General features: G+C 53.5%; 10 protein-coding genes. 3 read left to right on the forward strand and 7 right to left on the reverse strand.

Features of this window, described 5'->3' with window-relative positions; genetic code table 11:
• Position 1: 1 nt before the first annotated feature.
• From F3J17_RS04285 to F3J17_RS04300, 4 genes are all read right to left on the reverse strand, one after another.
• Positions 2 to 838 (reverse strand): AraC family transcriptional regulator, encoded by an 837-nt coding sequence (locus tag F3J17_RS04285; RefSeq protein ID WP_167054062.1) that lies wholly within the window; start codon positions 836 to 838, stop codon positions 2 to 4.
• A 184-nt stretch (positions 839 to 1022) separates the two neighbouring features.
• Positions 1023 to 1898, reverse strand: a complete 876-nt coding sequence (locus tag F3J17_RS04290; protein ID WP_167054064.1) for an MBL fold metallo-hydrolase — start codon at positions 1896 to 1898, stop codon at positions 1023 to 1025.
• Positions 1899 to 2282: 384 nt separating this feature from the next.
• Positions 2283 to 3278, reverse strand: a complete 996-nt coding sequence (locus tag F3J17_RS04295) for a zinc-dependent alcohol dehydrogenase family protein (protein WP_167054066.1) — start codon at positions 3276 to 3278, stop codon at positions 2283 to 2285.
• 192 nt (positions 3279 to 3470) lie between these two features.
• Entirely contained in the window at positions 3471 to 4385 is a 915-nt protein-coding gene (locus F3J17_RS04300; protein ID WP_167054068.1) for a LysR family transcriptional regulator, read from the reverse strand.
• Positions 4386 to 4798: 413 nt separating this feature from the next.
• Between F3J17_RS04300 and F3J17_RS04305 the strand changes: the two genes are divergently transcribed.
• Positions 4799 to 5527 carry a gamma-glutamylcyclotransferase gene (locus tag F3J17_RS04305; RefSeq protein ID WP_205194607.1) on the forward strand — a complete coding sequence of 243 codons (729 nt, stop codon included), beginning with the start codon at positions 4799 to 4801 and terminating at the stop codon, positions 5525 to 5527.
• A 16-nt stretch (positions 5528 to 5543) separates the two neighbouring features.
• Positions 5544 to 5987: a hypothetical protein gene (locus F3J17_RS36145; protein WP_240160753.1), complete on the forward strand. Its 444-nt coding sequence runs from the start codon at positions 5544 to 5546 to the stop codon at positions 5985 to 5987.
• A 1165-nt stretch (positions 5988 to 7152) separates the two neighbouring features.
• Here F3J17_RS36145 and F3J17_RS04315 read toward each other — a convergent pair.
• The 3 genes from F3J17_RS04315 to F3J17_RS04325 all read right to left on the reverse strand — a co-directional run bounded on the left by F3J17_RS04315 (position 7153) and on the right by F3J17_RS04325 (position 10773).
• Positions 7153 to 8232 (reverse strand): MaoC family dehydratase, encoded by a 1080-nt coding sequence (locus F3J17_RS04315; protein ID WP_167054072.1) that lies wholly within the window; start codon positions 8230 to 8232, stop codon positions 7153 to 7155.
• 134 nt (positions 8233 to 8366) lie between these two features.
• Positions 8367 to 9638, reverse strand: coding sequence for a CoA transferase (locus F3J17_RS04320; protein ID WP_167054074.1), 1272 nt, complete (start codon positions 9636 to 9638; stop codon positions 8367 to 8369).
• 175 nt (positions 9639 to 9813) lie between these two features.
• Positions 9814 to 10773: a LysR family transcriptional regulator gene (locus tag F3J17_RS04325; RefSeq protein WP_167054076.1), complete on the reverse strand. Its 960-nt coding sequence runs from the start codon at positions 10771 to 10773 to the stop codon at positions 9814 to 9816.
• 192 nt (positions 10774 to 10965) lie between these two features.
• Here F3J17_RS04325 and F3J17_RS04330 point away from each other — a divergent pair, with 192 nt between their 5' ends.
• The gene (locus tag F3J17_RS04330; RefSeq protein WP_167054078.1) at positions 10966 to 12192 is read left to right on the forward strand and encodes a CaiB/BaiF CoA-transferase family protein; all 1227 of its coding nucleotides are present in this window, start codon (positions 10966 to 10968) and stop codon (positions 12190 to 12192) included.
• Positions 12193 to 12197: the final 5 nt, after the last annotated feature.

Raw genomic sequence — 12197 nt, forward strand, 5'->3', positions numbered from 1 at the left:
GTCACCGGAATCGCGAGGGCTCAGTTCCGTATCGATCGACAAATTGACGACTGAAGCTTGCAACAGAGTTGTAGCCGACACGAGCAGCAACTGTCTTGACCGGAAGTCTTGAGGTCATCAGCAGGCGAAGACCTTCGGACATTCTGGCGTCGGCGATTACCGACCGTAGCGTCGTGGATTCGTCTGCCATCCTGCGGCGTAACGTGGCTCCACTGAGTCCTGTCAGGCCCTCGAGCTCAGCCGACTGCCAGTTGTGACCAGGATTTCGTGTTACCAGCTTGCGCACAGTCATCGCAATGCTCGGTGCTTGAGGGTGCAGGATCGCGGTGTAACCCGACTCGTACAAGCATAAGACGATCCCCACCATTGCGTGCAGTGAGAGTGCTCGCTGACCATGCTGCATTGTTTGAGTCCAGCGCTTTAACTGCTCAAGCAGGCTCGCGACAGGTATGGAGGCAACAGATCCAATCTCTGTCGAAGGCGGAGCGGCCAGCAGCAAGCGCGCAGCCTCCAGTTGCTCGTCCATCAGCACAACACTCAGTGCGACAACTTCACCCTTGGCTTCATCCGGAATGTATTCAATGTCGATGCTTCGTGCATTCGGCACCACGAGGATAGACCCGGGAAGCACGCTGACCCAGCGGTTGTGTTCCCGGTATTTGAAGTGCCCAAGTAGAGGGAACGATAGCGTCGCTCCATCGACTTCGTACTTGTTGACTTGATGTGCTTGCACGGAGCGCAGGCAATCGCAAGGCAACGAATCTCGCGAACGCGCGAGATTCAGGAGTGACTCAAGCAAATTATTGGTCTGTATTTCAGCCGTGCCGAATTCCGGCATAAATCGAGCTCCATCAACATCCAGTGCACAGGCAAATGCGGCGCCCTCCAATACTGGAGGGCGCCGTAGAACCACGTCTTCGAAATATACAGCTGATATGCCTTTTCGAACCAAACGTCGAAACGCTTGCCTGAGCTGCTGCGCAGTGGGATAGCCGATGCCCCGCCAACAGAGCTGTCAACCTTTACACTGCAGGCGACCAGAGGTCGTAGTTGAGAACATAGGCGTTTCCGTCGCGTTGCACCGAGGCTACCGTGGGGAGGTTGAAGTGCATTCCACTGACCGCCAGCCTTTCAGACACGATGCGATCTAGAATGCCCCCGCGTGTTCGTGCAGCGTGCGCTGGATCGCTATCAAACGCGATGGTCACCTCAGGGTGGGCCATTTGAATGTGGGGGAAATGCACAATATCCCCCCAGATCAGCAAAGCACCAGCTCCTTCGCCAAGCAGATAACCTGTATGGCCTGGAGTGTGTCCGAACAACGGAACAGCCTGAATGCCAGGAAGGATTGCTTCCTGGTAAAATGGGACCAGTCTTTCGTCATACGCATTGAATGCGTTCCGGGCGAGCGCGAAGAAGGGCTGAAATCCATCCGAAGCGCCGGAGTATGTACCGTCATCGCGCCAGAAAGCTAGCTCCTTTTCATGCACAAATAGCTGTTGGACGTTTCGGAACAAAGGTGTTTGAAGCGGCCCAGCCAGGCCTCCGATGTGATCGGGGTGCGCGTGCGTGAGAAGGATTGTATCGATTTGCAGGGGGTCAATTCCGGCAGCAGCGAGGGCGACCTGAAGTCGGCCCCCCCAGCCATTGACGCCTCCAGCTCCACTATCAATCAAAATCGTCCTGTCATTCGTCTGTACGACATAGACATTGATGTTCATTCGCGGAAGCGCAGGCACGCGACGCTGCTCGAGGAGGGCTTCTGCTTGAGCAGAATCGATCCCGTTAAGTAACTCAAACGAGACGTCCAGATAGCCGTCACTGAGCATTGTGACCAGCATATCGCCAATTTTTTTGCGATTGATCGCCGGTGCCTGGAATTCGATGTTCGGGAGCATAGTGAGCTTGCCTTGTCGATAAGACGATTGAGATGCTCGTTGGGGCACGGGGAGGTTGCCCCGTGACGAAAGCACCAGCGTAACGTCTCACTCAAGGCGGGGCCGCTCAATGTGCGTCGTCTACTGCTCAAGGTCGATAAGCTTGAACGATTGGCGCGTTGATCCTTTGTGCCTTCTTCGGAGAGCGGCAATTCTGCGGATCGAGGAGCGGTACGAACAAGGCTGGCCACTGGGCCCACGGTTGAAGGGTGCGGCGACCGAATTGCGGTTAGACGATGAGCCCGTCGTGTTGATTGGGCCTGAGAGTGCGAGATAACTACGAATGCGGTGGCGCAAAGTCAAGCGCGACCAGATTCTCACGGCCGCGCAACCTTATCCGCTGAATTAATTAGCCACGCGCACTACGATCTTGCCAACTTGACTGCCAGCCTCCATGTAGCGCTGCGCTTCTGCAATCTCGTCGAACTCGAAAACACGGTCAATGATGGGGCGAAGTGCCTTCGATGCCAGGCCACGGGTGATGAATTCCTTCGCACCTTCCAAGCGGTCTGCGACTGTGGTGATTTCGAACAGTTCGTAACCACGCACGCTGATATGCCTGGACAGAATGTCCATCACGGGGACCGGAATATCGCGAGGATCGAGCGCACCGTATTGGAAGAAGATACCGTCAAACGACAACGACTGAATGATGCTGCGCGCATTGGGACCGCCCACGGGATCGAATGCAACTCGTGCACCATTTCCTGCGGTGATTTCCATAACGCGCTCTGCGAGGTCGGTGGCGCTGCTCAAAAAGACATGATCCGCACCGGCTTTGCGAAGAGCTTCAACCTTGCTGGGGCTGTTCGTAAGAGCGATAGTCGTTGCGCCCACCATTTTGGCAACCTGAATGGCAGCAAGGCCGACGCTGCTGGTCGCGGCGCCGAGAATTACCGTTTCGCCCCGACCGAGGTTGGCCATATTGATAAGAGCGCCATAAGCGGTGGTGAACGCCATCCACGTTGCGGCGGCTTCTTCATCAGTGACACCATCAGGCGTCTTCACAACTGCATGGGCGGGAGCGTTGACGATCTCTCCGTACATGCCGTAATCGGCGAAGGAGAATGCAGGGATAACTGCGACCTTGTCTCCAACGCTGATGCCCGTTACATCCGATCCAACCGCAACGACATCACCAGCGGCCTCATAACCAAGTTGTGCAGGAAATTGGGGGTCAATCACATACTGACCTGTCCGGTACATGATTTCGGCGCGGTTGATTCCGAGCGCATGCACTTTAATCTGAACTTCGGTCGCGCGAGGAGCTGGCACCGAAACTTCAACAATTTCAAGCACTTCGGGTGCGCCGATACGGTTGAAGCGAACAGCCTTGGACATAGATTCACCTTTCAGTTAGCAGACCGGCGCTACCGGCTATTTCGGCACCGCCATGGAAGCACTGTACTTCTGCGAGAAGGGCGAATAAATATCTCTCGTTCAAACTGATTGTTATGAAAAAATCGAACTGTCTCGGTGGATGCCTGTTTTTGCAGGCGCAGCTGATTGACAATGAATTGTCATGCGATTACGTCAATCTTTAAGCCAGTTGTTATCCAGAGTTAAGAAATTGCCGAGCAACCAATCCAGGAATACTTGGACTTGCGGGGACAAATAGCTGCGACTGGGATACAACAACGAAATCGGGCGCGGTGCCGGTTTTATATTTTGAAGAATTTCTACCAATGCGCCACTGGCGAGATGTTCATCGACGGCAACCCCTGGGGCCTGGATAATACCGAATCCTGCAAGGCCGCATCGGACATAAGCTTTTGACTCGTTGACACTTATTGACCCTCGACTGGTGTGGGTGCGGTCCTCACCGTCGATTGTGAAATGCCAGGACAGCGGTCTGTTGCTGAGCCCTGAGAGGAAGCTGACTCCCCGATGACTCGGGAGGTCGTCGATGGACTGCGGTGTGCCGAACTCATTTAGATAGCTTGGCGAGGCGCACGTAACCATGATCGCTGTCCCTATGCGTCGGGCAATCATGCTTGAGTCCTGCAGGTCTCCAATTCGAAGTGCACAATCAACCCCTTCTGCGACCAGGTCGACAGCTCGATCCGTTACGCCCAGAATCAGCTCGATCGCAGGGTAAGTCTTGCTGAACTCCATAAGCGCATCGATGAAACCTTGCTGCGCAAATGCAGCGGGGATATTGAGCCGGACGCGACCTCGGGGTGGCAGGCCTGATCTGCCGAACATTGTCGTCACCTCTGCGACATTCTTCAGAATCTCCTCAACACGCTCATAAAAGCTTTCTCCTTCTGGCGTTAAGTTGACTTTTCGCGTTGTCCGTTGAAACAATCGGACGCCCAATTTCGCCTCGAGCTCCTGGATGGCAACTGTCACCTGCGGACGCCCCATTTCCATCGCGTCAGAGACCTTGGTGAAACTTCCAAGCTCAGCGAGCTTGGAGAAAACTCTCATCGATTGAAGAAGTTCCATATTTGTTCTCTTAATAGGTTTAATCTAATTTTTTCGATATGTAACGGAAGTTAATATTTCCAGTTTTGTTATGTTGGCGTCGGATATATATGAGAATAATAGTACATTGTCGAGATGATTGTTTATTTTTTGCGGAACAGTGATTTTTTGAACAGAAGATTTATTGTTCGAAGAGATGTGGCTAGTATTTCGTGTATCGGAAGGTTATCTCTCATCCCATTAGCTGGGAGTGCCGTGGCACCGAGACGTGAGCTGCATTGGCTTTTTGATTGCCGATGCGTCGCAATTTGGATGTTGCTCAAGGCATGGGCACGCCGGATTGAGGACGCCGTTGCCATTCTAGAAGTTAAAAAAATTCCAAATAAGGAATCTGGAAAAATAGCTGCACATCTGCTCAATACTTGGAAGATAATATGAAAGACGAAGGTAAGGAAATCGTGATCTCGGATAAGTCCAGTATCTTGTCGCGCGAGTCAATTTTGTCCGGCGCCTATCTCAAGTCTTTCGAGAATATCCCAGGTTACACACCGTGGACGCCAGCCCGGATTCAGGATTCAATTGCACACACTTTGGCGCAACGACCTTGGGAAAAGCACATTTGGATGTTCGCATACGGTTCTTTAATCTGGAATCCGCTGGTAAACGTAGATTGCGTGGAAGTGGGGACCCTTTGCAATTGGCATCGCAGTTTTTGTCTGAGAATTGACGCGGGGCGAGCAAGCCTTGATGCGCCGGGTAGGATGCTTGGGCTCGAGGCAGGCGGCTCGACTGATGGCCTTGCATTGCGTCTCGATGCGGCGAACCTTAGCGAGGACTTGATAGTCATCTGGACCCGCGAAATGGTACTTGGCTCCTACAAGCCGACGTGGGCGCCGGTAAAATTGCGTAATGGTGAAACAGTCTTCGCGATTGTGTTCGTCGTTGATCCTAATAACATGCAGTATGAGATCAATTCAACTCCCGACTGTGTGGCGCCTCTCATCGCAAGAGCCGAAGGACCGATGGGGACGAATAGGGACTATGTTCGACTTCTCGAGGATGCGTTAATCAACAACGGCCTCGTTGATGACTACGTCTCTGATATAACAGCGAAAATCGCCGGTTCGGTGAGCAATGACAGTGGCTTGAGCGAACCGGCTTAAATGCCCACTGGAGGCCTTGCTTCAGGCCACTCCGAATGGCCGTCGATCTGATGGCGTCAACCGTAGCTCGCTGAAGCAGGCGAAGCTGTCGGCTCAGCGCTGTACTGCCACGCTGGGCCTGATTGTGCTTTGGAGTTCACCTCGCCGGTGCACTGGGGCATTCCTGATGCGCGCCGTCGCCGCGAAACTTCACTCAGATCTCTGGAGTGTCGTCGTCTGCCGGCGAATGATGGTTGGCTTCTTCTGCCTGCTTTGGCAAATTTCGCTTGGCCTCAAGCTCGATGAGAAGCTTTTGATTTTTCTGGGCCCAATCATGCAACATCAGCAGTGGTTCAACAAATGCGTGCCCAAGATCTGTCAGACTGTATTCAACCATTGGTGGCACGATTTGATGGACTTTCCTCTCGACGAGACCATCGCTCTCAAGATCTCGCAACGTTTGCGTGAGCATTTTCTTTGAGATACCAGATACCGCACGTTGCAGAATCCCGGTTCTTTGCGAACCTGCGCTCAGCGCATGCAGGACGAGCGAACTCCATTTCGTAGTGAGTATATCGTGCAACCTGCGAAGTGGGATGTCCTCACCAGTCGAAGCGGGAGGGGGAGGTTGTTGTGACGTGGCAGAAGTCATAGTGCTGTGTGTTACGACGGAACGTTTGATTGCGACGGTGACATCGTGATCAGAATCACCGCTGACGGTATAAATCGGAGCGGTACCTGCACCGTCAGATGGAAAGTGATTCTTGATTCACTTACCTCTTCGTGTTGTAGGTTTGAGATTCGATCTCAGCCTCGGGCTATCGGCAGAATCCTCTTACTTTCAAGGTTCTAGTCCGACTCCGAAAAATGATGTAGGAGCCCGGATGGTTCCTACTCCCGCTTTCTGCACAATGTATTCGGCAAACGTACAAAGGATAAATATGCGCGTAGATAATTGACTGTTATATAAAAAAGTAACAATCGATGGAGCCTGGTTCTAGTGGCGTTCTGTCACGTCAGATGCTTGGCGTCCGCCCCCAGCTCGTTGCTGACAAAGTCAAGCTCTACAATGACCGCTAGTCGGTAGACGCCGCTAACCGCAAGCATCGCAAACGACGCTGTGCCAGAAGCCAGGTGCCATCGGCGCTAAGGTCGGTGCTGGCTGCTGTCACTGCGAGCGGATCGTGCGGCAGGCTGCTGTGTATGAAGAAGAGGTTTATTGCGATACGAGCGGATCGACCAAGCGCGACGTTGCCCCTTAGCGCGGGCTACAGCAAGCCGTCCCCGGGCAAGGCCTTCTACCACCAATCCGTCGAAGCGAAGTCAGTCCGGGCAGTTCAGGTGACAGGCTTATTGATCGATTTGGCCTCGATGCAGACCACCGGTACCGTGGAATGTGCTTCGTGATGGAGATAGAGTGAGCGTGCGACGGCGGGCATCACCGCACGCTGCCACCATCTCGATGAGCGGCCCCTTCGCCGGCATGGCTGGCTGGGGCGCAGTGCTGCGGTCACTACGCCCTTATGCCGTCTGTGCGGAAAGCCCGGACTTGCGCGGGCTTTCCGCGCGAAAGCCAACTGCTGGAGCAGAGTTCGGCGCTGGCCAACGAGCACATGGTGTCTTGCGAGAAAACACGTATTTTGCAATCACAACCGGGGCATTCGGCGTGGAATAAGGGCGGTGTAGTCGAGATCCAGGACGATATCGGCATCATGTGTCGCCGAGTCTCGTGGTGACAATTCCACCGAGGAAGGGTGTTTGTTCCGAATACCCACCATACGGATGCGAAGAGCTCCCATGTCTGAGCGACCGGGTACCTTCCACTTATCCAATATTTCAGTTGCCGCGTACAGCGTGTCTCCTGCGACAGTCGGTGCGATATGCTTGCCTCCATTGATGGCCAGAAGGCTTGTGATGTTTTCTAGTCCATCGTAGGACAAGGCTCGACAGAGGGATATCACGTGACCGCCGTAGACGAGCCTCTGTCCGATGGCGGAATCGCGCATCGCTACGCCATCAAAATGGGCGCGCGCGTTATTCTGGTAGAGGCGGGTCGCGGACATGTGATCAGCAGACTCGACGGTGACCCCAAGTGGGTGATTAATGCGTTCTCCCACAGTGTAGTTCTCCCACAGGTCTGAGGAACCTGTCATTTGACACCAGTCTTCGAGTGCATCGCGACTTGTGATTTTCGGATGTGCGACAAGCTGCTCCACCGGTAAGACGGGCATGAAGTCAGGGACATAGCTGGAGTGAGTTTGTGACGTATAGTCACGCTTTGCGACCATAACCCAACGGATCCATGTGAGAACGTTTCTATCGTTCTGGTTATAGCAAGTCGATCGAACGTAGACGATCCCGGTTTTCCCGTTTGAGTTTTCCCGCAGGCCGATGACTGCGCTTTCGCAATGTAGCGTGTCACCGGAAAAAACGGGGTGCAGGAACCTCAACTCCGCATACCCTAGGTTTGCGATAGCATTTAGAGATATTTCGGGGACCGTCTTTCCGAAGGCTAGATTGAAAACCAGAACATCGTCCAGCGGTCGTTGTGAATAACCAAGGAGGCTGGCAGCCGTGTGTGCTGAGTGTTGCGCGTGGCGGGCGCCAGTCAGCGCAATATATACGGAGTTGTCGGCTTCGGTGACTGTCCTGGGTGTACCATGCTGTATCACCTGGCCAAGCTGAAAGTCCTCGAAAAAATTTCCGCGACGCTCTTTGGTTGCCATGAAATTATCCGTTCGGTGGTAGGCGAAACGTAGCAGTCGCCTTGCGCATGCTCACAGTGATTTGCATAGGCGAAAAGGTGTTTGTTCTTGCTTTTGTGACGCTGAGTTTTACAACTTAAAAATGGTTGCGGTCGTCACGCAGCAGGATTCCGGCTGACGTAGGAGTTTGGAACAGGAAATAGGGGGTCCTTTTCCGGACCGGCGATAATTCCTGCGTCGTGAAGACGACCGACAGCGCCAGAGTCCAGGCGAAGGATCTCGAGCAGAATCTCGTCGGTGTGCTCACCAAGCACCGGAGCAGCGGAGATTTCTGCGCGTTTCGCGTTAATCTGGCGTATTGGTGATGAGGCCACGAGATGCGAACCGATGCCTTTAGTCGTGATGCGCGAAAAGATTGGATTTTTCTCGCTCATACGAGGATCGTCTCTCAGAGCATCTTGTACGCTCTGGTATGGCCCCCAACAAACACCTTGCTCATCGAATCTAGCAGTAACGTCCGCGTAGGTCTTTGTTTCGGTCCAACGCGCGATAATCTCGGCGATTTCCTCACGTGCCTTAAACCGATCTCCTTCTTTACTGAAGTCTAGAGAAAGGGTGATTTCGATCTCTCTAAGGGCGTCTTCAATCCCACATGCGATGACGAGGTTCTTCCATTGATTGCTTGAGATTCCAGCGACAAAAATGCGACGACCATCTCTCGTCGTGAAGTCCTTCCCGAATGCGCCGTAGAGGAAATTACCGAGTGCCGGTCGGTCCTCATGCAGTAATTCTGCTTCCGTTGCGAGGCCTAGATGGGAAAGCATGGAGAATGCAACGTCTGATAGCGCGAGCCGTAATTCCGCGCCGCAACCCGTCTTGTCACGCCGACCGACGGCAGCTGCAATTCCAAAGGCGGCTTGAAATGCACATGCGATATCCCATGCTGGCAGAGAATGATTTACCGGCTCGCCGACATCGGCGTTACCGGTCATGTAGGGAAACCCAGCCGCGCAATTCACCGTGTAATCGACGGCAGTCGACCCGTCTTGATTACCTTCGATGGTACAAGTAATCACGTCACTTCTGATGGCGGACAGTGTCTCGTGAGAGAGCCATTTCCCACCAATATTGGTGAGCATCACCCCAGAATTGCCGCCAGGCGCCGTAACCAGTTCCTGAACAATTGCTCGACCCTCTGGGCGCCTGATGTCCACCGCCAACGAACGTTTTCCTTTGTTGAGGCCGGTCCAGTACAAGCTTCTTCCAGCGGGTAAAACGGGAAGTCGCGCATAGTCTATCCCGCCGCCGGGAAGGTCAATGCGGATGACATCTGCGCCAGCTTGCGCGAGCGTCATGCCTGCAAGCGGCGCTGCGATAAATGCTGAACTTTCAACTACGCGAATTCCAGATAGCAATTCGAGACTCATATGAGTTTCCCCAAGTAGGCGGTCGCCACCATCGTCGGATGGCAATGATTGAACCTGATAGGGAAACTCTAACGATCAAAGCTGATGCGAACAATCAAGCTTATCTACTCGATTGTTCACTTTTCCAGTTTAATGAGATTCGCCATGCTGGCGATCATGGGGCATGGCGTGAGCCTCAGATGTCAAGGTGAGTTCCGTGATCGACTGCTCGCTGGCGCTCATCTGGATTAGGAAGTAGCTGCTTTAACAGTTCTACAAGTCGTAATGACGCGGGAGAGAGATTTTGTCCACGAACCGTGATTACCGATACCTGGCGTACTAGGCTGGGGTTCACGATGCGCATCAAATGAGTTGATTTGTCGATTCGAGTTGGTAGGGCGACCTTCGGAAGTATTGCTGCGCCAAGGCCAGCGCCCGCCATCGATATTAAAGTTTGGGCCTGCGTGAATTCGTACCGCGTTGAAAACATCAAATTTCTTTCTTGCATCGCAACATCAAGCATACCTCGCAGAGCAGTCGCGGGGTTCAGTAGCAGAAGAGGCATGTTCGATAGCGTCGCTAGGGATATAGAGCGGCGACTGGTCGTAATGAACCTTTTGGGCACTAGGGCAAAAAGGGGATCCTCAAGTAAAGGCTCAAAATTGAACTCTGTCGTCTCTATGGCAGGCCCAATACCGAAATCAACCTCACGATTTCGAACGCTATCGAACAATGCCGTCGATGTGAGCTCTCTAACAGAAACATCAATCCCCGGATGATCCTTTTCAAAAGCGGCTAGAACCCGTGCCAGACGAGTTTCGGCAACGGTTGGAGAGCAAGAGAGTGCGACGCGTCCTCGTCGCATATCCGCTGCCTCCTGAATCTTTCGCAAGCCCGATTCGACCTCCAGTAGCGCTCGTTGCGCGCATTCCAGCAGCTGCTGGCCTTCGGTAGTGAGGCGCACGTTACGTGTCGTTCTGTGAAATAGCGCTACGCCAAGTTGATCTTCAAGTTGTCTTATCTGGGCGCTGACGGCGGAGGGCGATCTGAACGACTTCTCTGCCGCGAGTCGAAAGCTACTTTCTTCTGCCACCACAAGAAACGTCTGCAGAAGCTTGAAATTGACGTTGGCTGCAAGATTCGATTGCGGTTTCATGCGTGTATACCCTTGTAACCAAAAAGTGGGTCTGCATATGCTTTTTCATTATGCAGCAGCACAGCACAATCGACGCGATAAATGCGTTTGAACGTCTGATGACACATCCGTAAAGTTGGATGCACCGAAGCGATCGCGGGACGAGAAAGATCAGTTGCCGCGATGCTACAGACAACCAGAAGAGGTCATCTGATGAAATCGACAACTGATAGTGCGACGAGCCCGAACGGCCGAGCGGCCTTGGAGGGACTTCGTGTTCTTGATATTGCTACTTTTGTGGCCGCGCCTTTCTGCGGCACGATCCTGGCGGACTTCGGTGCGGAAGTCATTAAGATCGAGCAACCAGATGGAGGGGATGCGCTTCGTAAATTCGGAACTATCACGGAATGCGGAGATAGTCTGGTCTGGCTCAGCGAAGCGCGTAATAAAAAGACGATTACGCTTGATTTGAGAAAACCTCAAGGCGTTGCTCTTTTTAAGGAGCTTGTAGCGCAGTCTGATGTCGTTCTCGAAAACTTTCGTCCAGGCACGCTAGAGAAATGGGGCATTGGATTCGATGTCCTCAGGGAACTGAATCCACGCCTGATTATGCTGCGGATAAGCGCATATGGTCAAACTGGCCCGAAGCGTGGGGAACCAGGCTTCGCTCGGATTGCACACGCATTCTCAGGGCTTTCCTGGTTGGCCGGTGAAGCGGGCGGCCCGCCCGTCGTGCCTGGCTCAACATCCATGGCGGATTACGTATCCGGGATGTGGGGCGCGATTGGCGTGTTGACGGCATTGCGAGCACGTGAGCACAGCGATCGCGGTCAGTTCATCGATCTTGGCTTGTACGAATCTGTTTTCCGACTGCTTGACGAAATTGCTCCAGCCTACGCCAAGTACGGGACCGTGCGAGAACGGATGGGGGCGGACACCATCAACGTCGTGCCTCACAGTCACTATCAGACCGGCAGCGGGGAATGGGTGGCTTTGGCATGCACTAGCGACAAGATGTTTGAACGTCTCGCGCTCGTGATGGAGCAGCCAGACCTTGCAGCATCTTATCCAACCAGCGCAGTCCGTGTTGCCAATCGCGAGCTGATCAACAGCATCGTCGCGGAATGGATGGTTAACCGGACTTTAAGTGAAGTCGTGGAAGCAACGACGGCTGGCGGCGTACCGTGTGCCGAAATCTATTCGATTAAGGAAATATTCGAGGACGAACAATATCGCGCTCGGAAAAACCTGCTTCATGTCGAAGATGACCGTATTGGCGAACTGGTCGTGCCTGCGCCCATTCCGAGAATGTCGGAAACGCCACCAGTGTTCAGGCATACCGGCCGCGCGCTTGGTGAGGACAACGATGCCGTCTATTCGGCCCTACTCGCCATGTCGGCCGAGGACATCAAGGCAGCAAAGCGTGCCGGCGTTATCTAAAAAAT

It is taken from the genome of Burkholderia sp. Ax-1719, assembly GCF_011753055.1.
Taxonomy (GTDB): domain Bacteria; phylum Pseudomonadota; class Gammaproteobacteria; order Burkholderiales; family Burkholderiaceae; genus Paraburkholderia.

Coding starts and splice junctions, on each gene's coding strand:
- F3J17_RS04285 (WP_167054062.1), bottom strand. CDS start 838: ATGCCGGAATTCGGCACGGCTGAAATACAGACCAATAATTTGCTTGAG.
- F3J17_RS04290 (WP_167054064.1), bottom strand. CDS start 1,898: ATGCTCCCGAACATCGAATTCCAGGCACCGGCGATCAATCGCAAAAAA.
- F3J17_RS04295 (WP_167054066.1), bottom strand. CDS start 3,278: ATGTCCAAGGCTGTTCGCTTCAACCGTATCGGCGCACCCGAAGTGCTT.
- F3J17_RS04300 (WP_167054068.1), bottom strand. CDS start 4,385: ATGGAACTTCTTCAATCGATGAGAGTTTTCTCCAAGCTCGCTGAGCTT.
- F3J17_RS04305 (WP_205194607.1), top strand. CDS start 4,799: ATGAAAGACGAAGGTAAGGAAATCGTGATCTCGGATAAGTCCAGTATC.
- F3J17_RS04315 (WP_167054072.1), bottom strand. CDS start 8,232: ATGGCAACCAAAGAGCGTCGCGGAAATTTTTTCGAGGACTTTCAGCTT.
- F3J17_RS04320 (WP_167054074.1), bottom strand. CDS start 9,638: ATGAGTCTCGAATTGCTATCTGGAATTCGCGTAGTTGAAAGTTCAGCA.
- F3J17_RS04325 (WP_167054076.1), bottom strand. CDS start 10,773: ATGAAACCGCAATCGAATCTTGCAGCCAACGTCAATTTCAAGCTTCTG.
- F3J17_RS04330 (WP_167054078.1), top strand. CDS start 10,966: ATGAAATCGACAACTGATAGTGCGACGAGCCCGAACGGCCGAGCGGCC.